Annotated in this window: 21 protein-coding genes, 1 pseudogene and 1 other annotated feature; of the genes and pseudogenes, 13 read left to right on the forward strand and 9 right to left on the reverse strand. The window is 52.7% G+C overall.

What is annotated here, in order from left to right:
• Window positions 1-2: 2 nt before the first annotated feature.
• Window positions 3-1,595 (reverse strand): annotated as a pseudogene (gene trpD, locus AC0IXH_RS05285) (bifunctional anthranilate synthase glutamate amidotransferase component TrpG/anthranilate phosphoribosyltransferase TrpD).
• A complete protein-coding gene (locus tag AC0IXH_RS05290; protein WP_265910628.1) occupies window positions 1,595-3,157 on the reverse strand; it encodes an anthranilate synthase component 1 in 1,563 nt (520 codons plus the stop codon). The pseudogene trpD and the gene AC0IXH_RS05290 overlap by 1 nt, the downstream one beginning before the upstream one ends.
• 25 nt (window positions 3,158-3,182) lie before the next feature.
• Window positions 3,183-3,282 (reverse strand) — a sequence feature (Trp leader region).
• Window positions 3,283-3,404: 122 nt separating this feature from the next.
• On the opposite strand from AC0IXH_RS05290, the gene rnm reads away from it, so the two are divergent.
• Together rnm and AC0IXH_RS05300 are read left to right on the forward strand one after the other, a co-directional pair.
• Window positions 3,405-4,316, forward strand: a complete 912-nt coding sequence (rnm, locus tag AC0IXH_RS05295) for an RNase RNM (RefSeq protein WP_013202394.1) — start codon at window positions 3,405-3,407, stop codon at window positions 4,314-4,316.
• A gap of 33 nt (window positions 4,317-4,349) precedes the next feature.
• The gene (locus tag AC0IXH_RS05300) at window positions 4,350-4,970 is read left to right on the forward strand and encodes an L-threonylcarbamoyladenylate synthase (RefSeq protein ID WP_013202393.1); all 621 of its coding nucleotides are present in this window, start codon (window positions 4,350-4,352) and stop codon (window positions 4,968-4,970) included.
• Window positions 4,971-5,068: 98 nt separating this feature from the next.
• On the opposite strand, the gene AC0IXH_RS05305 is transcribed toward AC0IXH_RS05300, so the two are convergent.
• A complete protein-coding gene (locus AC0IXH_RS05305; protein WP_013202392.1) occupies window positions 5,069-5,683 on the reverse strand; it encodes a serine protease family protein in 615 nt (204 codons plus the stop codon).
• Between the two features lie 927 nt (window positions 5,684-6,610).
• Here AC0IXH_RS05305 and rluB point away from each other — a divergent pair.
• Window positions 6,611-7,558, forward strand: coding sequence for a 23S rRNA pseudouridine(2605) synthase RluB (rluB, locus tag AC0IXH_RS05310; RefSeq protein ID WP_013202391.1), 948 nt, complete (start codon window positions 6,611-6,613; stop codon window positions 7,556-7,558).
• Between the two features lie 83 nt (window positions 7,559-7,641).
• On the opposite strand, the gene cobO is transcribed toward rluB, so the two are convergent.
• Both cobO and AC0IXH_RS05320 read right to left on the reverse strand, forming a co-directional pair.
• Window positions 7,642-8,232: a cob(I)yrinic acid a,c-diamide adenosyltransferase gene (gene cobO, locus AC0IXH_RS05315; RefSeq protein WP_346567442.1), complete on the reverse strand. Its 591-nt coding sequence runs from the start codon at window positions 8,230-8,232 to the stop codon at window positions 7,642-7,644.
• Window positions 8,232-8,993 (reverse strand): YciK family oxidoreductase, encoded by a 762-nt coding sequence (locus AC0IXH_RS05320; protein ID WP_346567440.1) that lies wholly within the window; start codon window positions 8,991-8,993, stop codon window positions 8,232-8,234. Before AC0IXH_RS05320 ends, cobO begins: the two co-directional genes overlap by 1 nt.
• 217 nt (window positions 8,994-9,210) lie before the next feature.
• Here AC0IXH_RS05320 and sohB point away from each other — a divergent pair, with 217 nt between their 5' ends.
• The gene (gene sohB / locus AC0IXH_RS05325; RefSeq protein WP_013202388.1) at window positions 9,211-10,260 is read left to right on the forward strand and encodes a protease SohB; all 1,050 of its coding nucleotides are present in this window, start codon (window positions 9,211-9,213) and stop codon (window positions 10,258-10,260) included.
• A 29-nt stretch (window positions 10,261-10,289) separates the two neighbouring features.
• On the opposite strand, the gene AC0IXH_RS05330 is transcribed toward sohB, so the two are convergent.
• Entirely contained in the window at window positions 10,290-10,535 is a 246-nt protein-coding gene (locus tag AC0IXH_RS05330) for a YciN family protein (protein WP_013202387.1), read from the reverse strand.
• Window positions 10,536-10,943: 408 nt separating this feature from the next.
• Here AC0IXH_RS05330 and topA point away from each other — a divergent pair, with 408 nt between their 5' ends.
• The 4 genes from topA to acnA all read left to right on the forward strand — a co-directional run bounded on the left by topA (window position 10,944) and on the right by acnA (window position 18,823).
• Entirely contained in the window at window positions 10,944-13,628 is a 2,685-nt protein-coding gene (gene topA, locus AC0IXH_RS05335; RefSeq protein ID WP_013202386.1) for a type I DNA topoisomerase, read from the forward strand.
• Window positions 13,629-13,837: 209 nt separating this feature from the next.
• Window positions 13,838-14,812, forward strand: a complete 975-nt coding sequence (gene cysB, locus AC0IXH_RS05340; RefSeq protein WP_053142852.1) for an HTH-type transcriptional regulator CysB — start codon at window positions 13,838-13,840, stop codon at window positions 14,810-14,812.
• A 504-nt stretch (window positions 14,813-15,316) separates the two neighbouring features.
• Window positions 15,317-15,475: a YmiA family putative membrane protein gene (locus tag AC0IXH_RS05345; RefSeq protein ID WP_013202384.1), complete on the forward strand. Its 159-nt coding sequence runs from the start codon at window positions 15,317-15,319 to the stop codon at window positions 15,473-15,475.
• Between the two features lie 663 nt (window positions 15,476-16,138).
• Window positions 16,139-18,823, forward strand: a complete 2,685-nt coding sequence (gene acnA / locus AC0IXH_RS05350; RefSeq protein ID WP_471720114.1) for an aconitate hydratase AcnA — start codon at window positions 16,139-16,141, stop codon at window positions 18,821-18,823.
• Window positions 18,824-18,891: 68 nt separating this feature from the next.
• Here the strand turns inward: acnA and ribA are convergent, their stop codons facing one another.
• Window positions 18,892-19,485 carry a GTP cyclohydrolase II gene (ribA, locus tag AC0IXH_RS05355; RefSeq protein ID WP_013202380.1) on the reverse strand — a complete coding sequence of 198 codons (594 nt, stop codon included), beginning with the start codon at window positions 19,483-19,485 and terminating at the stop codon, window positions 18,892-18,894.
• Between the two features lie 230 nt (window positions 19,486-19,715).
• Here ribA and pgpB point away from each other — a divergent pair, with 230 nt between their 5' ends.
• From pgpB to yciH, 5 genes are all read left to right on the forward strand, one after another.
• Window positions 19,716-20,477 (forward strand): phosphatidylglycerophosphatase B, encoded by a 762-nt coding sequence (gene pgpB / locus AC0IXH_RS05360; RefSeq protein ID WP_471720115.1) that lies wholly within the window; start codon window positions 19,716-19,718, stop codon window positions 20,475-20,477.
• A gap of 143 nt (window positions 20,478-20,620) precedes the next feature.
• A complete protein-coding gene (locus AC0IXH_RS05365; RefSeq protein WP_013202378.1) occupies window positions 20,621-20,929 on the forward strand; it encodes a LapA family protein in 309 nt (102 codons plus the stop codon).
• 6 nt (window positions 20,930-20,935) lie between these two features.
• Window positions 20,936-22,105, forward strand: coding sequence for a lipopolysaccharide assembly protein LapB (gene lapB, locus AC0IXH_RS05370; protein WP_471720116.1), 1,170 nt, complete (start codon window positions 20,936-20,938; stop codon window positions 22,103-22,105).
• A gap of 222 nt (window positions 22,106-22,327) precedes the next feature.
• Complete coding sequence (gene pyrF / locus AC0IXH_RS05375) at window positions 22,328-23,044, forward strand: orotidine-5'-phosphate decarboxylase (protein WP_346567434.1); 717 nt, start codon at window positions 22,328-22,330, stop codon at window positions 23,042-23,044.
• Complete coding sequence (gene yciH / locus AC0IXH_RS05380; RefSeq protein ID WP_346567432.1) at window positions 23,044-23,370, forward strand: stress response translation initiation inhibitor YciH; 327 nt, start codon at window positions 23,044-23,046, stop codon at window positions 23,368-23,370. The genes pyrF and yciH overlap by 1 nt, the downstream gene beginning before the upstream one ends.
• Window positions 23,371-23,487: 117 nt before the next feature.
• Here the strand turns inward: yciH and osmB are convergent, their stop codons facing one another.
• Together osmB and AC0IXH_RS05390 are read right to left on the reverse strand one after the other, a co-directional pair.
• Window positions 23,488-23,706, reverse strand: a complete 219-nt coding sequence (osmB, locus tag AC0IXH_RS05385) for an osmotically-inducible lipoprotein OsmB (RefSeq protein WP_013202374.1) — start codon at window positions 23,704-23,706, stop codon at window positions 23,488-23,490.
• Between the two features lie 381 nt (window positions 23,707-24,087).
• Complete coding sequence (locus tag AC0IXH_RS05390) at window positions 24,088-24,462, reverse strand: hypothetical protein (RefSeq protein WP_013202373.1); 375 nt, start codon at window positions 24,460-24,462, stop codon at window positions 24,088-24,090.
• Between the last annotated feature and the right edge of the window lie 4 nt (window positions 24,463-24,466).

Genomic DNA, 24,466 nt, shown 5'->3' on the forward strand with positions numbered 1-24,466 from the left:
GATTATCCTCTTGCTGCCAGAGCGACAACGCGCTCGTAAGCCTGACCACTCCGTATGGTGCGCAGCGCGTGCTGAGCATTCTCACGTAAATCTTCATGACCAAAAATTTTCAATAGCAGAGCGACGTTAGCGGCAACCGCTTCTTCGTGCGCGCGCTCGCCTTTACCCTGGAGTAATCGGGTCAGAATGTCACGGTTTTCTTCCGGCGTTCCGCCTGCCAGCGCCTCCTGCGGATAGCTGTTCAGACCAAAGTCTTCTGGCGTCAGCTGGTAGCTGGTAATTTCGCCTTCGCGCAGTTCTGCAACGTGGGTTGCGCTGTGCAACGCCACTTCATCCATGCCGCCGCCGTGAACCACCGCAGCACGCTGATAGCCTAACACTTTCAATGTCTGCGCAATCGGCAGCACCAGCTCAGGGCTGTAAACGCCAATCACCGCCAGCGGCGGACGCGCCGGGTTAATCAGCGGACCAAGCACGTTGAATATTGTGCGGGTCTTTAACTGCTGGCGAACCGGCATCGCATGGCGGAAGCCGGTGTGATACTGCGGCGCGAACAGGAAGCAGACATTCAGGTCATCCAGCGCCTGGCGAGCCTGCTCAGCCGGCAGATCCAGACTGATGCCGAAAGCGGCCAGCAAATCAGAGGAACCAGATTTGCTGGAGACGCTGCGGTTACCGTGCTTGGCGACTTTCAGGCCGCAGGCCGCGGCCACAAAGGCGCTGGCGGTCGAAATATTGATGCTGTTGCTGCCGTCACCACCGGTACCGACGATATCGGCAAAGGCATACTCCGGGCGCGGGAAGGGTTTCGCATCTTCCAGCAGTGCGGTTGCGGCACCGGCAATTTCTTCCGGACGTTCGCCGCGGACTTTCATCGCAATCAGCGCGGCGGCCAACTGAGTGGGTTCCAGCTGTCCGGTAATAATGGCTGAAAACAGCTGGTGGCTTTCCGCCTGCGTCAGGGTGTTGGCCTGGTAAAGTTTTTCAAGAATAGCGTTCATCAGTGTCTCCTTGTTTTACGCCAGCGCCCAGGCGAGTGTTTGTTCCAGCAAAATTGCGCCTTGCGTGGTGAGAATGGATTCCGGATGGAACTGGAAGCCACAAACCCGGTCCTTATCGTGACGAACGGCCATCACCATGCCATTAAAGGTGGCGTTAACCGTCAGCTCTTCAGGCACGTTGCTGCCGACCAGCGAGTGATAGCGGGCGACGGGCAGTGGGTTGGTCAACCCGGCAAACATGCCGCAATCGTCATGCGCAATCGCCGACGCCTTACCGTGCAGGATTTCGCCTGCCTGGCCCACATGGCCGCCGTAAGCCTCCACAATCGCCTGGTGGCCTAAGCAAATGCCGATAATCGGCAGGCGGCCGCGCAGGCGGGTCAGCATTTCTGGCATGCAGCCCGCTTCAGACGGCGCGCCAGGGCCCGGTGACAGCATCAGCACCGGATTTTCCATGCTCTGCAGGCGTTCAATCAGCGTATCTGCAGGCACGTTGTTCCGATAAATCACCACGTTATGGCCAAAGGCACGTAACTGGTCGACGAGGTTGTAAGTAAACGAGTCAATATTGTCGAGCAGCAGAATATCGGCCATCAGAAAATCTCCTTGCAGTGATGTGCGGTTGCGATAGCGCGCAACACTGCGCGAGCTTTATTGCGGCTCTCATCGGCTTCAGCCTGAGGCACAGAGTCCAGAACCACGCCGGCGCCAGCCTGAACCGTTGCCACGCCGTCTTCCACATAGGCTGAACGGATAACAATACAGGTATCCAGATCGCCGCTGGCGGTGAAGTAGCCCACCGCGCCACCGTAGCTACCGCGACGGGTGCCTTCCGCGCCGGCAATGAGCTGCATCGCACGTACTTTCGGCGCGCCGCTCAGCGTGCCCATATTCATGCAGGCGCTGTAAGCGTGCAGCACATCCAGATCTTCACGCAGGGTTCCCACCACGCGTGACACCAGATGCATCACAAACGAGTAGCGGTCGACTTTGGTCAGGTCGGCAACGTAGCGGCTGCCGGGTTCGCAAATGCGGGCCAGGTCGTTACGCGCCAGGTCAACCAGCATCAGATGCTCAGCCAGCTCTTTATGGTCAGTCCGCATTTCCAGCTCGATGCGGCTGTCCAGATCGCGGTTCAGGGAACCATCCGCATGGCGACCGCGTGGGCGCGTACCGGCAATAGGATAGATTTCAATCTGACGGCTGATGGCATCATATTTCAGCGAGCTTTCTGGTGACGCGCCGAACAGACTGAAGTCCTGATCCTGCATAAAGAACATATAAGGACTTGGGTTGCTGTTTTTCAGCGTGTCATAAGCGGCCAGCGGAGAAGGGCAAGGCAGCGAGAAGCGGCGGGAAGGCACCACCTGGAAAATTTCACCGATGCGGATAGCGTCCTGCATCTGGCGAACCACTGCGCAATACTCTTCATCACTCTGGTTGACGCTCAGCGCCATCTCTTCAACCTGCTGAACCGGCAGCGGGTGAGCAGGTTGCAACATCTGAGCGTGTAACTGTTCGATACGGCTTTGCAGACGTAAGAACTCGGTTGGGGCAGGCGTAAACAAAGAAGCCTGCAGGCGCGCCGTCTGGTTTTGATGGTCAATCACCAGCAGGGTTTCGGCCAGATAGAAGCAGTAATCCGGGCAGCGTTGCTGGTTCTCCAGCGCCGGCAGGTCTTCAAAACTGGCGACCAGGTCATAGGCGAACAGACCGCCTAACAGCACAGCTTTGCGCTCTTCTGCCGGGCTGTTAACCAGCTGCGGGATCAGGCGCAGCGCATCAAACACCGAGGTGGCTTTCAGGCGGGAATCTTCATCCTGCACTTCGGTGTTGGCCGGGAAGGTCAGTTCGCGCCCATCGGGGCGGACGGTGCTGATGACCGAAGCCGGCAGTGCGGCATCAAGCAAAGGCAGGATGGCGCGGCCATTCTCTGAAAGCGCCTGAACGGTCACGCTGTTTCCCAGCGCCTTGATGCGCAGCGCGCTGTCGACGATCAGCAGGCTTTGCAGATTTTTTTTGCTGTCGATGTCAGCAGACTCAAGCAGCAGCGTAGCCGGGCGCGCACCACACAACTGATGAAACACGGCGGCCGGATCCTCGCGATAAGGTGCGTTGCCGGTAATCAACTTCACTGTAGGTTTGGCATTTTGCATGAGGTCTGTTCTCTACATTTTACTAAAAAAAAGGCCCGCTTTTGGCGGGCCTGGGTATCTGCACAACGTCTGGTTGCGTGCATGACTCCTTCGCCCATTCAGGGAGAAGTGCGCCACCAACCAGTCATCATCGTCTGTGTCATAGTCATGATTGCGATACCCTTTCATGTGAACTTGCGTACTAGTTAACTGGTTCGCGGTAAAAAAGTCAATACTCTTTTTCCCCGCGCAGATAATTCTGGGTATCATGCTGCGACATTTATCCGCCAACGCCGGAGCCGTTTTGACCGATCCAACCCCGCTGAATCCCTACCCAATTTATGATCTACACAGCCACACCCGTGCTTCCGATGGGCTGCTTACGCCTGAAGAGCTGGTATTGCGGGCGGTAGAGCATCGCGTTGGCGTGCTGGCAATTACCGACCACGACACCATTGACGGTGTGCAGCCCGCGCGTGAGGCGATTGCTAAGCATCAGCTGCCACTGAAGTTAATGGCCGGGGTGGAAGTCTCGACGCTGTGGGAAAACCACGAGATTCATATTGTCGGCCTGGGCGTCGATTGCGCCAGCCCGATCCTGACCGAATTTCTACAGCAGCAAACCGAACGCCGCATGGCGAGAGCCGAACTGATTGCTGAGCGTTTAGAGAAAGCACATATCCCCGATGCGCTGGCCGGCGCGCTGGCGCTGGCAGAAGGTGGCGCCATCACCCGTGGACACTTTGCCCGCTTCCTGATTGCGCAGGGCAAGGCCGATAATATGGCGCAGGTTTTCAAAAACTACCTGGCCCGCGGCAAAACCGGTTACGCTCCGCCACAGTGGTGTACAATTAAACAAGCCATTGATGCCATTCATCATTCTGGCGGGCGCACCGTACTGGCCCATCCAGGTCGATACGGGCTTTCTGCCAAGTGGCTGAAGCGACTGATCGCTCACTTCAGTGAAGAGGGCGGCGATGCGATGGAAGTGGCTCAGTGTCAGCAGGCGCCGAACGAGCGCACGCAGCTGGCACGTTATGCACAGGATTATCAACTCGCGGCCTCGCAAGGCTCTGATTTCCATCAGCCTTGCCCGTGGATCGAGTTGGGAAAAAAATTATGGCTTCCGGGTGGCGTCGAAGCAGTCTGGCTTCGCTTCCCGGAAATCGCACCCGAGTGATCTCTCTGCGGTGCGTCAGATAAGAGGTTAGTTATGAGTCAATTTTTCTATATTCATCCGGAAAACCCGCAGCCAAGACTGATTAAGCAGGCCGTTGAGTTACTGAATAAAGGCAGCGTGATTGTCTACCCGACGGATTCGGGGTATGCGCTGGGATGTAAGCTGGAAGATAAAAGTGCGATGGAACGGATTTGTAAGATCAGGAAGCTGGATGGTAACCACAACTTCACGCTGGTTTGCCGCGATCTGTCTGAATTATCGACCTATGCGCATGTAGACAATACCGCTTTCAGACTGATCAAAAACAATACGCCAGGCAACTACACCTTCATTCTGAAGGCGACCAAAGAGGTGCCACGCCGTTTAATGAATGACAAGCGTAAGACGATTGGACTGCGTGTACCGTCGAATCCGATTGCGCTGGCGCTGCTGGAAGCACTGAATGAGCCGATGATGTCGACGTCGTTGATGTTACCCGGTAATGACTTTACCGAGTCGGATCCGGAAGCCATTCAGGACAGCATTGGTAAGCTGGTGGATTTGATTATTCACGGCGGCTATCTCGGGCAGCACCCCACCACGGTGATCGACCTTACCGAAAATACGCCAGAAGTTGTGCGTGAGGGTGTCGGCGACGTCCAGCCGTTCTTATAATATTAGCGGGCTCACCAAAGGAATTATTCTTCGGTGGGCCCGGATTTAATAAGCTTCATTTAATCGTCCGTTAAATGTGTGAATCCATCTTATTTGCGTTAAGTCGTCGACTTGGTCAGCCAGTCCTTAAAGTCTTCATACGGAATATAAAGCGAGACATCCTTAAGAGGAACTGCTGAATTCTTGTGGCGTTTTATCTCTTTGGTGAAGCCAACGATCACACCGCCAATGGTGTCATCGTGATTATAAACGGCACCGCCTGACATCCCTTTTACCACGCCCGCATTCGAAACCATCGCCACGCATGGGCGTTTATTCCATTCATTACGAATACCAGTCAGGGCCAGATTTACCCCAGACGATTCCACCGGCATGGCGCTAATAAAGCTGTAGCCGTACATCTTTACCGGGTCGCCAATTTCGCCATTACGGAATTTGGGTAAGGATTTAAGATCGTTCTTATGATAAATAATCGCGAGGTCGCAATAGGGATGGTAGGCCTTTACTTTTTCTACAGAAAGCTTCGCCACGTGGGCCGCGGTGAGACTGTACTCAGGGGTGATGGGGATGCTGGTGCCAAGCGCGCCGATGCCCAGGATGGTGGGGATCCCGGTAAAGTTCATATCGACACGTTTCATGGCTTCACTGCTGTACTCATATTTACCGACAGAGCAGCCGGTCAGCATTAGCACAGCTAATGCCGGAAGGGTCATTATAGTTTTCATGATGATCACACTTAGTCGGACACGTCAGTAAATCCCTGGTGAAGATAGATGACGTGTAATGCCGATGCTGACACAAGTTCAGCGTATTTTTTTGAGGAGTCGGGCTCCTCTTTTATTAATAAACTAGCAATAAGTCTTATGTTTTAAATTTTACGTACTTAAACTAAATTATAATATTTATTTAACAATCCAGTTAATTCATTACCGAATTGCTTGAGTGAATTCTACACAAACTTATTAATGCCGCAAATATAATAAATGCACGGCAGAGTTAAAAATAGGGATGATCAAGATTTAACTCAACCTTCTATATAATTGGTCTGAATATTTTGATTTAACCTGACTTATATCAAGGTGCATTTTAATTACGACAGAACAATCTGCTATTGTTGCATTTAAAAGTGGTGTTAACAGCTATCGATACTTTTAAAGCTGGTTGAGTCAGCTACATGATGGTCTATTTGGCTTTATCTTCATGCGAAAACGAGCGCTGGCGGGCGTTAAGGCTTAATGACAAGGATCATTATTATCGGCGAAATCCATCTAATATTATTTAACAGGTTAGTAACATTGGTTATTTTTTCCAATGAAATCATTAGCGTGACAGCGGGTTTGTGGCAAGCCTCTGTTAAGTCAGACAAATGAGTCTGTCCGGCGGTAATGGCTGATTGCGTTGTCGCCGCGACGGTAAAACGGCCTGTTTCGTTGCGGTGAAACTGATGTATCTGCGAGGGTGTTGAAACACGCGCATACCGTTATCAATAGAAGTCAACTTAGTGTAGAATGCGCTTCCCCTGAAAAAGGGCAGAGGATCGGTGGTGTGCATCGCGCAGGGCGCGGCACAGCAACCTCTGCTGCTGTCACGGGCCACTTGAATAGCATGACGCCTGGGAAGGCGACACAGAGGTTAGCGCCATGAGCGAAAAATTACAGAAAGTATTAGCACGCGCCGGACACGGTTCCCGCCGCGAAATTGAAACCATGATTTCTGCCGGACGCGTCAGCGTGGACGGCAAACTCGCCACGCTGGGTGACCGCGTGGACTCCAGCCCTTCTATTAAGATCCGCGTTGATGGCCATCTGGTCTCCGTAGCAGAATCCACCGCAGAAGTTTGTCGTGTACTGGCGTACTACAAGCCAGAAGGCGAGCTTTGCACGCGTAACGATCCTGAAGGGCGTCCTACCGTATTTGACCGTTTACCCAAACTGCGCGGCGCGCGCTGGATTGCCGTTGGCCGTCTGGATGTGAACACCTGCGGTCTGCTGCTGTTTACCACTGATGGTGAACTGGCCAACCGTCTGATGCACCCAAGCCGTGAAGTTGAAAGGGAATATGCCGTGCGCGTATTCGGCGCCATTGATGATGATAAAATCCGTCAGCTGAGCCGTGGCGTTCAGCTGGAAGATGGCCCGGCCTCTTTCAAAACCCTGAAATTCACCGGCGGTGAAGGCATCAACCAGTGGTACACCGTGACCCTGACCGAAGGCCGTAACCGCGAAGTGCGTCGTCTGTGGGAATCCGTCGGCGTGCAGGTTAGCCGTCTGATCCGTACCCGTTACGGCGACATCCAGTTACCGAAAGGCTTGCCACGTGGCGGCTGGACTGAGCTGGAGCTGGCTCCAACCAACTATCTGCGTGAACTGGTCGACTTGCCGCCAGAAATCACCAGTAAAGTTGCGGTAGAAAAAGATCGCCGTCGCACCAAAGCCAACCAGATCCGCCGTGCGGTTAAGCGCCACTCGCAGGTTGCGCCGGGTAGCCGTCGCCCTTCGGGCAAAGCATCCGGTAAAGCGGCTGCGGCTAAACCCGCAGGCAAATCTTCAGCGCGTACCTCAGGCAAACCGTCCGCTAAACGGGGTTAAACGCCGGTAACCTGACCTGAAGAAAAAACCCCCTGATGTTTTGCATCAGGGGGTTTTTTATTTGCTAACAGGCGCGACACTCGCTACCAGTCGATGCCTTGCTGAGCCTGAATGCCGGCATCAAAAGCATGCCTCGTCGGTCGCATCTCGGTAATGGTATCTGCAAGGTCCAGAATGTCCCGGTGACAGCCTCTGCCGGTGATAATTACGCTTTGATGGGCAGGGCGATTAGTCAGCGCGGTGAGGACTTCTTCCAGCGGCAGGTAATCAAAACTGACCATATAGGTCAGCTCATCCAGCACCACCAAATCCAACGTCTCATCTTGCAGCATGCGCTTGCCGTGCTGCCAGACCTGCAAACAGGCTGCTGTATCGGTTTCGCGGTTCTGGGTGTCCCAGGTAAAGCCAGTGGCCATCACCTGAAACTCGACGCCATGCGGCTCCAGCAGATTCCGCTCGCCGTTAGGCCATTCACCTTTAATGAACTGGATCACACCGGCGCGTTTCTGGTGGCCAACCGCACGTGTGGCGGTGCCAAATGCTGCAGTGGTTTTGCCTTTGCCGTTTCCGGTAAAGACCATCAAAATGCCGCGCACTTCCGTCGCTGAGGCGATACGCGCATCGACTTTCTCTTTCAACTTTTGCTGACGCTGCTGGTGCCGATCATCTGCCATTATTCGGCCGCTCCGGGTTTACGTCCGGGTTGCGCATCGTAGCTGATCCCGGTTTTACGCTTGCTGTCATCGCCCATCAGGAACAGATACAGCGGCATGATATCAGCCGGCGTTTTCAGCTTGTTGGCATCTTCTTCCGGGAAGGCACTGGCGCGCATTTTAGTGCGCGTGCCGCCAGGATTGATGCAGTTAACCCGCAAATGTTTGCTGTCATATTCATCAGCCAGCACCTGCATCATGCCTTCAGTGGCGAATTTCGACACGGAGTAAGCTCCCCAACCGGCGCGGCCCTGGCGTCCCACGCTGGACGTGGTAAACACCAGCGAGGCGCAAGGGGATTTAAGCAGCAACGGCAGCAGCGCCTGGGTCAGAAAGAAAGTGGCATCAATGTTGACGCGCATCACCTGCTGCCAGACCTGAGGATCCTGCTTTTCCATGGACACAATATCGCCCAGCAGACCGGCATTGTGCAGCACACCATCTAGGCGCGGCACATGTTGCGCCACCTCTGCGGCCAACTGCTGGCAACGCGCGGGAGAAGCCTGCTCTAAATCCAGAATAAACCACTGCGGTGCCGGTTTACCGGTCGCCGCAATGTCATCGGCCACGGCCTGCAGTTTCTCTTCATTACGGCCCAGGAGGACGACCTCAGCACCATAACGTGCATAGGTCACGGCGGCCTCGCGGCCAATTCCATCGCTGGCTCCGGTGACCAGAATGATTCGGCCAGTGAGCAGGTTGTCTTTAGGTTGATAGTACACGTTGAATTCCTCTGGCGGTGGTGATGGATCGCGCTGGCAGCTTCGCTGCTAAGCCATTGCCCGCAATAGATAATGTGCTTTATGCCCTAAATTGGTGAGCAGTTCAATCTTCAATAAGGGTAAAAGCGTGCGGCAGGAAGGGGATTCGGGCGACTCCTGGCCGTGACTCGGCTACAATAGCTGCTGATCTAATACGATGTTAAATAAGGCGGAATGAGTGGATTTACTCTCTTATTATGGGCTTTTTCTGGCCAAAACGGTCACCGTAGTGGTTGCTATCGCAGCAATTGCCATTCTGATCACTAACCTGGCGATGCGCAAGCGTGCACAGGGCGGGCAGTTAAAGCTGACTCACCTGGGTGAAAACTACCAGGAAATGAAAGATGACATGATGCTGGCAAAAATGAAGCATCAGGATCAAAAACTGTGGCACAAAGAGCAAAAGAAGAAGGATAAACAGGAAGCAAAAGCCGCCAAACAACGGGCGAAGCAGGGCCTGAAAAGCGAGAGTACTAAGCCTACGCTGTACGTGCTGGATTTCAAAGGCAGCATGGATGCCCATGAAGTCAGCTCGCTGCGTGAAGAAGTCTCTGCCGTAATGGCGGTGGCGAAACCGCAGGACGAAGTGCTGCTGCGTCTGGAAAGCCCGGGCGGCGTTGTACATGGTTACGGTCTGGCGTCTTCACAGCTTCAGCGCCTGCGGGATAAAGGTATTCGCCTGACCGTCGCCGTAGACAAAGTTGCCGCCAGCGGTGGTTATATGATGGCGTGTGTGGCCGATCGTATCGTTGCGGCGCCATTCTCCATTGTCGGTTCGATTGGGGTGGTGGCGCAAATCCCTAACTTCAATCGCTTACTGAAGCGCAATGAAATTGATGTAGAGCTGCACACGGCTGGCGAGTACAAGCGCACGCTGACGTTGTTTGGTGAGAACACGGAACAGGGGCGTGAGAAATTCCGTGAAGATCTGAATGAAACGCATCTGCTGTTCAAACAGTTTGTGCATCAGATGCGTCCTTCACTGGATATCGACAGCGTTGCCACCGGCGAACACTGGTTCGGTACTCAGGCACTTGAGAAAGGGCTGGTTGATGCCATCGGCACCAGTGATGATTTGATTATCGATCAGATGGCCAATCATGAGGTGATTTCCGTTCGGTTCACCCGTCGTAAGAAAATGATCGACCGTTTTACCCAGAGTGCCGCCGGTAGCGCAGAACGTCTGCTGCTGCGTCTCTGGCAGCGTGGTGAAAAACCCCTGCTGTAAAAGACACTGCGCCCGCTCAGCGGGCGCGGTTACGCGATCCGGTACAGGGGAGATAGCTCAACCGCCAGATACTTGAACACGTTAAACACCACCGTACTTTTCTCGCCAGGTAATCCCTGTTCATCTAAAAAGTAGTCGCCGCGAAATATCAGCACGTCCCCTTTCTGTTCCACATCGGTCGCCACTAATCCTGGGAAGACATCCTTATGCCCGGCAATCAGCTCATTGGCAATCACCAGCAGGGCGGGACGATCTATCGTCTGGGTCTGATTCACGTTTTCTCTCCTTTATAGTAGGCGTGTGCGTAAGAGTATATTACGTCCGCGCTTAACAATTCCACAGGCTTTATAGGTGTATGCGCCAGCCGACTCTTTTTAGCCGACTTTCTGGCGTAAATCGCGGGCAGATGCTAATTAAGTTGCGTATCGAATTTTATCAGGTACAGTGTGGGCGTTTCGGGTTCCGGGCGTAAAACTAGCTTTACGCAATGTTTGAAATGCACAGAACAGGTTGTAAAAAGTGTCGTTAATCAGCAGGTTGGCTTCTTAAGCAGGGAGCATCAACAGAGCAGAAAGCGTCGGGTTGAAAATTATTTCCCCGGTCGCCATATCGTTAACGCGTCTCGCTTGCTCTGGCAAACGGCACATTTTACTCTCGGATGTTTTAATCAGGTAAAGGTAAATATGGGCAAAGCTCTCGTAATAGTTGAGTCCCCGGCAAAAGCCAAAACGATCAATAAATATCTTGGAAATGACTACGTGGTGAAGTCCAGCGTCGGTCATATACGGGATTTGCCGACCAGTGGATCAACAGTTAAAAAGAGCGCTGACTCTACAACCAGTAAACCAGCAAAAAAAGTCAAAAAGGACGAGAAAGCGGCGCTTGTCAGCCGCATGGGCGTCGATCCTTTTCATGGTTGGGAAGCGGATTACCAAATCCTTCCTGGCAAAGAGAAAGTGGTTGCAGAGCTGAAGGCTCTGGCCGAAAACGCTGACCACATCTATCTCGCAACGGACCTTGACCGCGAAGGGGAAGCCATTGCCTGGCACCTGCGGGAAGTGATCGGTGGCGATGACTCACGCTTCAGCCGCGTGGTGTTTAACGAAATCACCAAGAATGCGATTCGTCAGGCGTTTGAAAAGCCGGGCGAACTGAATATTGACCGTGTGAATGCGCAACAGGCACGCCGGTTTATGGACCGCGTAGTGGGCTATATGGTTTCCCCGCTGCTGTGGAAAAAAATTGCCCGTGGACTGTCTGCTGGCCGCGTCCAGTCTGTGGCCGTGCGTCTGGTGGTTGAGCGTGAGCGCGAAATTAAAGCGTTCACCCCAGAAGAATACTGGGAACTGCACGCCGACCTGAACACGCCGAAAGGCACCGGTCTGCCGATGGAAGTCACGCATCAGCATGACAAGCCATTCCGCCCGGTCAACGGCGAGCAGACCCATGCTGCGGTTAGCCTGCTGGAAAAAGCCCGCTATGTGGTGGCCGATCGTGAAGATAAGCCGACCAGCAGCAAGCCAGGCGCGCCGTTTATCACCTCCACGCTGCAACAGGCGGCAAGTACCCGTTTGGGTTACGGCGTGAAGAAAACCATGATGATGGCACAGCGTTTGTATGAAGCGGGTCACATCACTTACATGCGTACTGACTCAACGAATTTGAGCCAGGATGCGGTTAGCATGGTTCGCGGCTACATTGAAACTGAGTTTGGCGCGAAGTACCTGCCGAAAGCCGCCAATGTGTACAGCAGCAAAGAAAACTCGCAGGAAGCGCACGAAGCGATTCGTCCTTCTGATGTGGCTATTCAGTCCGAGCAGTTGAAGGATATGGAAGCCGATGCGCAGAAATTATATCAGCTGATCTGGCGCCAGTTTGTCGCCTGTCAGATGATGCCAGCGCAGTATGACTCCACCACGCTGACCGTGGCGGCTGGAGACTTCAAACTGAAGGCCAAAGGCCGTACGCTGCGTTTTGATGGCTGGACGGCGGTGATGCCTGCGCTGCGTAAAGGCGATGAAGACCGGACCTTACCACCGGTTGAAGTGGGCGAAGAGCTGAAGCTGCAACAGCTGAAGCCAAGTCAGCACTTCACCAAGCCACCGGCTCGCTTCAGCGAAGCGTCGCTGGTGCGCGAGCTGGAAAAACGCGGTATCGGTCGTCCTTCTACCTATGCGTCGATTATCTCGACCATTCAGGATCGTGGTTACGTCCGCGTTGAGAGCCGTCGTTTCTATGCGGAGAAAATGGGTGAAATCGTTACCGATCGTCTGGAAGCTAACTTCCGCGAGCTGATGAACTACGATTTTACCGCGCATATGGAAGACAACCTCGATAAGGTTGCGAATAACGAAGCGCAGTGGAAAGGCGTGCTGGATCAGTTCTTTGCTGACTTCAGCCAGCAGCTGGAAAAAGCGGATAAGGATCCTGAAGAGGGTGGCATGCAGCCGAACCAGATGATCCTGACCTCGATTGACTGCCCGACCTGTAACCGCAAAATGGGTATCCGTACCGCAAGTACCGGTGTGTTCCTCGGTTGTTCAGGTTATGCATTACCACCAAAAGAGCGTTGTAAGCAGACCATCAACTTAATCCCTGAGAATGAAGTGCTGAATATTCTTGAGGGTGATGATGCTGAAACCAACGCGCTGCGTGCCCGTCATCGTTGCCAGAAGTGTGGCACTGCGATGGACAGCTACCTGATCGACAACCAGCGTAAGCTGCACGTCTGTGGTAACAACCCAGGCTGTGATGGTTATGAGATCGAACAGGGTGAATTCCGCATCAAGGGCTACGATGGCCCGATTGTTGAGTGCGAAAAATGTGGTTCTGAAATGCACCTGAAAATGGGACGTTTCGGTAAGTACATGGCCTGTACCAACGAGGAATGCAAAAACACCCGTAAGATCCTGCGTAATGGCGATGTTGCGCCACCGAAAGAAGATCCGGTGCCGTTGCCAGAGCTGACCTGTGAGAAGTCAGATGCGTATTTCGTGCTGCGTGACGGTGCTGCTGGCGTGTTCCTGGCCGCCAACACCTTCCCGAAATCACGCGAAACACGTGCGCCGCTGGTGGAAGAGCTGCAACGCTTCCGCGATCGTCTGCCTGAAAAACTGAGCTATCTGGCCGATGCGCCGGTCAGCGATGAAGAAGGCAACAAAGCGGTCGTGCGTTTCAGCCGTAAAACCAAACAGCAGTACGTCAGTACCGAGAAAGACGGTAAGGCGACGGGTTGGTCAGCGTTTTACGTTGATGGCAAATGGGAAGTCGCCAGCAAAGCGACCGCGACCAAAGCCGCTCCGGTTAAAGCTGCCGCCAATAAAGCCACGGCCACCAAAGCCACTGCGAAAAAAGCGGCGAAGAAGTAATCTGATGGGCCAGCGCCAGCTGGCCCTTTCTTCCTCCACTGCGCCTTGCTGAGCTATACATCTCCCCTGATTTTGTTATAGTTGTTATAGAGATCCCTTTCCTTATTATAAAATCGCATTAGACCGGACTCCCCACTGCTGCAGCGATGTTTTCACCGCTTTCTGCATGGACTTCGGCGCGTAGCTTCAAACCTCAGATGGAATGAAAAATGAAATTGCAGCAGCTGCGTTACATTGTTGAAGTGGTCAATCACAACCTGAACGTCTCCTCCACCGCAGAAGGGCTCTACACCTCTCAACCGGGCATCAGTAAGCAGGTGCGCATGCTGGAGGATGAGCTGGGGATCCAGATTTTTGCACGCAGTGGCAAACACCTGACTCAGGTGACGCCGGCAGGGCAAGAAATTATCCGTATCGCCCGTGAAGTGCTGTCTAAAGTCGATGCCATTAAGTCTGTCGCCGGTGAGCATACCTGGCCTGATAAAGGTTCGCTGTATGTAGCCACCACGCACACCCAGGCACGCTATGCGCTGCCTAACGTGATTAAAGGTTTTATTGAACGCTATCCTCGCGTGTCGCTGCATATGCATCAGGGCTCGCCAACGCAGATTGCTGAAGCCGTTTCTAAAGGCAACGCGGACTTTGCGATTGCCACAGAAGCGCTGCATTTGTACGACGATTTAATCATGCTCCCTTGCTATCACTGGAACCGGGCGATAGTCGTTACCCCCGATCATCCGCTGGCGGGTAAGGCCAAAGTATCGATTGAAGAACTTGCAGAATACCCATTAGTCACCTATACGTTCGGATTTACGGGCCGTTCAGAACTGGACACTGCCTTTAACCGTGCAGGGCTGACGCCACGGATAGTCTTTACTGCCACCGATGCGGATGTGATTAAAACCTATGTACGCCTGGGACTGGGGGTTGGGGTGATTGCGAGCATGGCGGTCGATCCGGTTTCCGATCCTGACCTGGTAAGGATTGAAGCAACTGATGTATTTAGCTTCAGTACGACCAAAATTGGTTTCCGCCGCAGCACCTTCCTGCGCAGCTATATGTATGACTTTATCCAACGCTTCGCACCGCACCTGACGCGCGATGTGGTTGATACTGCAGTAGGTTTACGCTCCAATGAAGACATTGAAGCGATGTTTAAAGACATTAAACTTCCTGCAAGATAATTTCCCCCGTGAATATTAGTGTTATGTCAAGGGCCGCTCATGCGGCCCTTTTTATTTCAATGGACCTTTAAATTGCTCTTAACGATTAACCCTTTTTATTCTTTTTACGTAAATGAAACATGTATCACATGTTTTCTGATTGTTATTCGTTAAATGAGAATTGGTACACACTTTTGGTCGACGGACTTTGCGTCTGTCTAGGATGATTCTCATACTCTTGTTATAGAACAGCGGAGAAGGGCGGTTCTTAAGGGAAGGTAAAGAAAACTCTAGTTTTAAATGGATCTGAAAGCTGATGAGATCAATGTTATTTGGGTTAAGGCGTAATTAATTGACTTAAGTTTGATTAATCACAAAGGATATAGTTTTTCTTGTTTGATAAATGCCATTAATCGTTTTGTTCAATAAAAATTACTGGATTTCGCTCAGAATAATGTTTAGGATTCATCCTAATTTCTGATTGGTTCAAACAATCGTTTTCAATGAGAGTGATTATCAAAAACTATGAACACTAAATTAACAGTACAACCCGTTTTCGGTCATAAGACCATGAAAGTTCAGCGTAGCGCTAACATGAAACGCAAAGCCTGGCTGGCAGTATTCGCTGGTTCAGCGGTGTTTTGGATTGCAGCTGCATTCATGATTTGGCGTGTGTGGGGTTAACTATGCATCTTCAGACTTGCAATCAGAAGTCACAGCAAACCAGCAAGATGAAAGAGCGCTTTTGCAAAGGCAAATCTTCCGATGAAGTCATTGTTCCAGAGTCATGGGGCCTGAGTGAATTGCAGCGCAGTTTTATAGATTCAATGATCGACAAGAAAACCAAATAATAATAAGCGTCTAATTCTTTCTTCGGCCAGTTGGCTGAAAATTATAATACAAATAGTTACCTACGTTGCAATTGGCCACCTAATCTGGCCGGGCACTTTACTGCCTGAATGATGGGAAAACCATCAAAAAAACGGTGAAATCATTCGCATTTAGCAATGGTTTATATGAAGTACGTTTTTAAGGTCGCAGAGACCTGGGGAGTGCAAATGAATTTAACTCAAATGACCTGGTTCAGTACCTGGACTTTTTCCGCCTTATTATGGACAAGCGCCGTCTGGGCAGGATTATTGATGCATCTTTAATGCATACATAAACAAACGAATTTATATAGAAACGCCTCACTGGCTAGTACAGTGGGGCGTTTTTGTTTTTACCGGTTGTTTCCAATGTTGTCGTTTCGTGTTGTTATCAAAACGTTACCTTTCGTTTGTACTATCTTTAAATCAGACCCTGTAATAACTCAGGTTATGATTTGAGTTGAAAAAAGGAGGAGTAATGTCGTCGACCCTACATAATAAAGCCAGGACAACACTGGATGTTAAAGGCCAACGTTATAGCTACTACAGTTTGCCCCGCGTCGCGGAGCAACTGGGTGACCTGACACGTTTGCCTAAATCCCTGAAAGTCCTGATGGAAAACCTGCTTCGTTGGCAGGATGAAGACTCAGTCACTGAAGCCGATATCGTGGCGCTGGCCGGCTGGCTAAAACAGGCGCATGCCGATCGTGAAATTGCTTATCGTCCGGCGCGGGTGCTGATGCAGGACTTTACCGGCGTGCCGGCAGTCGTCGATCTGGCGGCGATGCGCGAAGCGGTTAAACGGCTGGGTGGCGATGTCGCCAAAGTGAATCCGTTATCGCCCGTCGATCTGGTAATTGACCACTCGGTCACCGTGGATCGCTTTGGTGACGATGATGCGTTTGAAGAAAACGTTCGGCTGGAGATGGAACGTAACCATGAGCGTTACGTTTTCTTGCGCTGGGGGCAGAAAGCCTTCAATAAATTTAGCGTGGTTCCGCCAGGCACCGGAATATGCCATCAGGTCAATCTGGAGTATCTCGGCAAAGCGGTATGGCATGAACAGCAAGATGGTGAAGAGCTTGCTTATCCAGATACCCTGGTGGGGACCGATTCCCACACCACAATGATCAATGCGCTGGGCGTTCTCGGTTGGGGCGTCGGTGGGATTGAGGCCGAAGCCGCAATGCTCGGCCAGCCGGTCTCGATGCTGATCCCGGACGTGGTCGGCTTTAAGCTTACCGGCAAACTTAAACCCGGCATCACCGCCACTGACTTAGTGCTGACCGTTACGCAAATGCTGCGTAAACATGGGGTGGTAGGCAAATTCGTCGAGTTTTATGGCGACGGGCTGGACGACCTCCCGCTGGCTGACCGCGCGACCATTGCCAATATGGCGCCAGAATACGGTGCAACCTGTGGCTTCTTCCCGGTGGATGCGGTTACGCTGGGATATATGACCCTGACAGGCAGAAGTAGCGAACAGGTCTCGCTGGTTGAAGCCTATGCCAAAGCTCAGGGAATGTGGCGCAATCCTGGCGATGAACCGGTGTTCACCAGCTCGCTGGCGTTGGACATGAATGAAGTTGAAGCCAGTCTGGCCGGACCGAAACGTCCTCAGGATCGTGTGGCGCTGGGCGATGTGCCTAAAGCCTTCCAGGCCAGTAACGAGCTTGAAGTCAATCAGTCGCAGAAACAGCACAAGGCTATTACCTATACCGACAGCAAAACCGGCCTGCAGCAAACGCTGAAAGACGGTGCTGTGGTTATCTCCGCCATCACCTCCTGTACCAATACCTCTAACCCAAGCGTATTAATGGCCGCCGGATTACTGGCGAAGAAAGCCGTTTCGCTGGGCCTGAAACGTCAGCCCTGGGCGAAAGCGTCCCTTGCGCCAGGTTCCAAAGTGGTTTCGGATTATCTCGCGACCGCAGGCTTAACAACCTATCTGGATCAGCTGGGATTTAACCTTGTGGGCTATGGCTGTACCACCTGTATTGGTAACTCAGGCCCGCTGCCTGACGAAGTTGAAACCGCCATTAAACAAGGCGACTTGACCGTTGGCGCCGTATTGTCCGGCAACCGTAACTTCGAAGGTCGTATTCACCCTTATGTGAAAACGAACTGGCTGGCATCACCGCCATTAGTGGTGGCCTATGCGCTCGCCGGCAACATGAATATCAACCTGCAACAGGATCCCATCGGGCAAGATAAGGCCGGTAATCCGGTCTACCTGAAAGATATCTGGCCTTCGCCGGAAGAGATTGCCGAAGCTGTGCAGTTGGTGTCGACCGATATGTTCCATAAAGAATACGCCGAGGTGTTTGAAGGCACGCCAGAATGGCAGCAAATCAAAGTCAGCGAAGCCGCGACCTATGACTGGGATGAAGGATCGACCTATATTCGCCTGTCACCGTTCTTTGATCATATGGGCAAAGTGCCCGATCCGGTTAAAGACATTAAAGGAGCGCGGATTCTGGCAATGCTGGGCGATTCGGTGACCACTGACCACATCTCTCCTGCGGGCAGTATCAAAGCGGAAAGTCCGGCAGGGCGCTATTTACTCGATCATGGCGTAGAACGTAACGACTTCAACTCCTACGGTTCGCGTCGTGGTAACCATGAAGTGATGATGCGCGGGACCTTCGCGAACATACGTATTCGCAACGAAATGGTACCGGGTGTGGAAGGTGGCGTAACGCGATTTGTGCCGGGTGACGAGCAGTTAGCCATTTACGATGCGGCGATGAAGTATCAGCAGCAGGGTACGCCTCTGGCCGTCATCGCGGGTAAGGAGTACGGATCCGGCTCAAGTCGTGACTGGGCCGCTAAAGGACCGCGTTTGTTGGGTGTACGCGTGGTGATCTCTGAATCCTTCGAACGTATCCACCGATCCAACCTGATCGGTATGGGGATCCTGCCGCTGGAATTCCCGCAGGGCGTAACCCGTAAAACGTTGGGATTAACCGGCGACGAATGGATTGACGTGGAAAATCTGACGCAGCTTAAGCCTGGTGGGACGGTGAACGTGACGCTGACCTATGCTGATGGCCGCAAGGAAGTGCTGGAAACCCGCTGCCGCATCGATACCGGCAATGAACTGACCTATTACAAAAACGATGGCATTTTGCACTATGTTATCCGTAATATGCTGGACGCGTAGTCATCAAAAGCAATCTGAAATGAAAAAGGGCCGATCTCAGTCGGCCCTTTTTTTGTGCTAATCGCGGCTCAGTCTTTTGACAGCAGATGGCCCATTTTGGCCGCCTTGGTATCCAGATAGTGCGCGTTTTCGGGATTACGCCCGACGATCAGCGGGACGCGTTCAACGATGTTGATCCCGGCTTCGCTGAGGATCTCAACTTTACGCGGATTATTGGTTAGCAGACGCACCTCGTTCACGCCTAACAGCTTGAACATATCGGCGCACAGGGTGAAGTCGCGTTCATCAGCGGCAAAGCCAAGCTGGTGGTTAGCTTCAACCGTGTCATAGCCTTTATCCTGCAAGGCATAGGCGCGGATCTTGTTAAGCAAACCAATATTGCGTCCTTCCTGACGATGGTAGAGCAGCACGCCCCGTCCTTCTTCGGCGATGTGGTTCAGCGCAGCTTCAAGCTGGAAGCCACAGTCACAACGCAGGCTGAACAGCGCATCGCCGGTCAGACATTCGGAATGTACGCGAGCAAGTACCGCATCGCTGTTGGTAATATCTCCATAAACCAGTGCCACATGATCGTGACCGGTTGCCAGTTCTTCAAAACCAACCATCAGGAAATCTCCCCATGGCGTGGGCAGTTTGGCTTCTGCTACCCGTTTAAGCTGCATGTGACTCTCCAGAACCATCAAGTGTTGCGCTATCATCATGGTAGCGCGCTGTCAGCAAACTGACACAATTCATAACGCTTATTTTGCCACAATCAGGGCGAAGGCGGTTAACGAGTTAGAGCGATTGTAGTGATACCGCACAATTATCACCTTGTCAGTCAGTATGTTATTATTTTTTATCATAAACTTATCTTGTTTTGATCAAACACCCGGTCCGGTAAAGGATGACTATGAGAGAAATTGCGCTTCGCACCACATTGGGTGCACTAATATTGCTTATTATGCCAGCAGCCGTCTGGCTATCGGGTTGGCACTGGCAACCGGTTGAAATGGGCATCGGTTATAAAATGCTGTTCTGGTTAACCGAAACGGTGACCAGCCCGTGGGGAACGCTGACCAGCGCGGTGCTGTGCGGCTGGTTTTTATGGTGCCTGCGTTTTCGTTTCAAACCGGCATTCCTGTTGCTGGTGATTGTGATTTCGGCCATTCTGGTCGGGCAGTATGCCAAGAGCTTTATAAAGGAGCAGGTGCAGGAGCCTCGTCCTTATGTTCTGTGGCTTGAACACAGTAATGGGCTTGATGAAAAAACGTTCTACGAGCAGAAACGCCCGGAACGCAGCACGCTGGTGCGCAATGCGCTGATCAACAATACGCAGCTACCTGACTGGTTAAAGCAACATTGGGAATTTGAGACCGGTTATGCGTTTCCCTCAGGCCATACGATGTTTGCCGCCAGCTGGGCATTGCTGGGGATTGGGCTGCTCTGGCCGCGTCGCCGCATCGTCACGGTGGTGATATTAGTGGCGTGGGCCGTCGGTGTGATGGGCAGTCGACTGGTGCTGGGCATGCATTGGCCACAGGATTTGATTACCGCCACCGCGATCAGCTGGGCCCTGGTTACCCTGGCAACCTGGCTGGTGCAGCGCTATTGCGGACCGTTGACCGTGCCGCCGCAGGAAGAGCAGGAGATCGAGCAGCGCGATGCGGAGTGATTGAATTTCTGGCTTTTGTCCCCATAACTGAGGGATGTGCAGGAATTTTTCATGGTCTCCGCGTTTCCAGACGCATCGGACAAGCAACAGCGCTTTTTTTTTGGCATAATTCATCTGGTTAACACCAGACTATGGGATGGACTGTGAAATATTTGCTGATTTTTTTACTGGTATTGGTGATCTTTATCATCTCTATTACGCTTGGGGCGCACAACGATCAGGTTGTTTCATTCAACTACCTGTTAGCGCAGGGAGAATACCGCGTATCCACGCTGCTGGCCGTACTGTTTGCCGCCGGATTCTTACTTGGTTGGGCTATTTGCGGTCTCTTCTGGCTGCGCGTACGTGTTTCACTGGGCCACACTCAGCGTAAATTAAAACGCCTTCAGCAACAGCTGGGGCAGGCAGAAGAGACCGTGACAGTGTCACAAGTCCCTGCCGTTAAGGAATAATCTCTTATGTTGGAACTGTTGTTTCTGTTATTACCTGTTGCCGCCGCCTACGGCTGGTATATGGGGCGCCGTAGCGCGCAACAGGACAAGCAACAGGAAGCAAGCCGACTGTCACGCGATTATGTGGCGGGCGTTAACTTCCTGCTCTCCAATCAGCAGGACAAAGCGGTCGATCTGTTCCTTGATATGCTGAAAGAGGACAGTGGCACCGTTGAAGCGCACCTGACGTTAGGCAACCTTTTCCGCTCGCGTGGCGAAGTTGACCGCGCTATCCGTATCCACCAGGCATTAATGGAAAGTGCCTCACTCACTTACGATCAGCGCCTGTTAGCGGTACAACAGCTGGGCCGCGACTATATGGCCGCCGGCTTTTACGATCGTGCAGAAGAGATGTTCAGCCAGCTGGTGGATGAAACGGATTTCCGCGTGGGTGCCTTACAACAGCTGTTGATCATCCATCAGGCAACCAGCGACTGGCCTAAAGCGATTGAAGTGGCCGAGCGACTGGTGAAGCTGGGCAAAGATAAGCAGCGGATGGAAATTGCGCATTTCTATTGCGAACTGGCCTTGCAGGCAATGGGCAGTGACGATCTCGATCGCGCAATGGGCCTGCTGCGGAAGGGTGAGTCAGCCGACCGGCAGAGCGCACGCGTGTCAATCATGACGGGCCGTATCCATATGGCCAAAGGCGAGTATGCCAAAGCCGTTGGCCACCTGCAGCGCGTGCTTGAGCAGGATAAAGAGCTGGTCAGTGAAACGCTGGAAATGCTGGAAACCTGTTATCAGCAGCTCGATCAGCCGAATGCCTGGGCAGAGTACCTTAAGCGTTGCGTGGAAGAGAACACCGGAGCGGCAGCAGAGCTGTACCTGTCTGATGTGATTGAACATGACGAGGGCGGGGAAGTGGCTCAGCTGTATATCAATCGTCAGCTTCAGCGCCATCCGACGATGCGGGTGTTCCATCGTTTGATGGATTATCACCTGCATGAAGCGGAAGATGGCAGGGCGAAAGAGAGCCTGATGGTGCTGCGTGACATGGTAGGCGAGCAAATCCGCACCAAGCCCCGTTATCGCTGCCACAAATGTGGCTTCACCGCCCATGCACTTTACTGGCATTGTCCTTCATGCCGTGCCTGGTCTTCGGTAAAACCTATTCGCGGTCTCGACGGCCAGTAACCCGTAATTGGGTCACTGGCCTGTTTTACACCCCAACTTTAGTTACAACATACTAAATAATATTATTAATAAGATACCTGTGACATCGGCGTTGTTTGCTGTCTGACAGGGCAGGCTGACGAAAACTGACGCGCCAACCTGTGATTTTGCCGGTGTCGCAGGTAGAATGCTTGCCGTTTATCTCTTGTGCCAAAGGCGCATCACTCTTAAGAGGGCTCTTCTATGCAATCACTTTCGGTCACCGGTTCCCCCATTCTGGTCGCGCTGGATTATAACGATCGCGCTGCCGCTATGGCTTTTGTGGATCGAATTGACCCACAGAGCTGCCGGTTGAAAGTAGGCAAAGAGATGTTCACCCTTTTCGGACCTGAGCTGGTGAAAGACCTGCACACGCGGGGTTTTGACGTCTTCCTCGACCTGAAATTCCACGACATCCCTAATACTACCGCACACGCCGTTGCGGCGGCCGCAGAGCTGGGTGTCTGGATGGTCAATGTCCACGCCAGCGGCGGAGCGCGGATGATGACCGCCGCGCGTGAGGCGCTTCTGCCTTTTGGCAAAGATGCGCCGCAGCTGATTGCCGTCACCGTGCTGACCAGCATGGAGGCTTCAGACCTGAAAGATATTGGTATCGATGCGTCCCCGGCAGACCATGCCGAGCGTTTAGCGCGTCTGACCCAGCAGTGCGGGCTGGACGGTGTGGTGTGCTCAGCGCATGAAGCGGTTCGCTTTAAACAGGCTTTTGGATCAGACTTCAAGCTGGTGACGCCGGGCATTCGACCTGCAGGCAGCGACGCGGGCGACCAGCGTCGGATCATGACACCACAACAGGCGCAGCAGGCTGGCGTGGATTATATGGTGATCGGGCGTCCAATTACCCAATCGGCCGATCCGCAAGCCACGCTGAAAACCATTCTTGCATCATTACAGGAGGCATAATGGCAGATAATAACAGCCGCCTCGTTTACTCGACGGATTCAGGCCGTATTGATGAGCCGAAGCAGGAAGTCCAGCGGCCTAAGGGCGACGGCATCGTGCGTCTGCAACGGCAAACCAGCGGCAGAAAGGGCAAGGGTGTTTGCCTGATTACTGGGCTGGAGATGAATGATGCAGAAATCGAAAAGCTGGCGGCGGAATTGAAGAAAAAATGTGGCTGCGGCGGCTCGGTGAAAGAGGGCGTGATTGAAATACAGGGCGACAAGCGCGACCTGTTAAAAACGCTACTCGAAGCGAAGGGTTTGAAGGTGAAGCTGGCAGGAGGCTGAAGCGACATCGCTGCAGCAATCTCAACTGAGGCCGATCATCGGAAGCCATAATAAAGGCCGCGAATTTCGCGGCCTTTTGCTGTAGATGCATTGCATAGTCTGAATTTATTATGGTTATTATTTGCTGATTTGGTGGCCGATAATACCACCAACAGCGGCACCACCCACGGTACCCAGTCCGCTACCGTTGGACAGAATATTTCCGCCAATAGCACCAGCACCAGCACCAATTGCCGTATTACGATCGCGTTTAGACCAGTTCGAGCATGCGCTCAGTGAAAGCACCAGAGTTGCGGCTAACACGCCAGCGGTAATACGTTTTGCGGTCATTGACATCATCAATTCTCCTTAATGTCTTTTACAGAGATATCTTTCTCAGTATAGCGTCTGCTTTGCGTTGAAGGCCCAATCCGGGCATATTTATGAGTGGTTTATCTCACTTAAAGGAAATTAACCGCTATAAAAAATGCTGTGCATAGCCCGCAGTTGGAACGCAATTAATCGCTGACAACAGAGCGGATATAGATAGAAGTCTAACTATAACCTCGGGTCCTATTGCCTTTCTGTATTGTATTCACCGCTGATCATCTTCACAGGTAAAAAATCCTAAATGCTTAGACATTTCTGGTCCTAAAACGCATTCCCCTGAACCATCCAGTTTCCGCCATCAAATCGCGCACCCCGTTCCCTGAGATGCATGGCCACTGAAACACTCTGTTAGCGATCGTTTCGTTGCGCTAACCGGGCATGTTTAACGACCTCATCAACCACCGTCAGCGTCAATACCCGATCGCCCTGATACCAGCGTCCGTTCTGCGGCTTCCAGCCCTCTGCCAGCAGACGTTCGGCAGTGTCACTGATTGGCTGCCCGATCATCGCATCAATCTCTTCAGGTTGCGTTTGCCGTGAGGCGTTCTGCGCCTTGGTTTTATGGATATCGCAGCTCACGCCATCGGTCATCTGCGTACAGCCGCTTGCCTCGAGTTGAGCGCGATATTTAGCACTAATGGCATAGGCTGGCCCGGCAGACATTGCGGTAATGGCCAGGATCAACAGCGCGCGGGAAAGGTAACGGCTTGGGATGTGGGTCATTCTG

The sequence above is a fragment of the Erwinia sp. AC075 genome, from assembly GCF_979253995.1.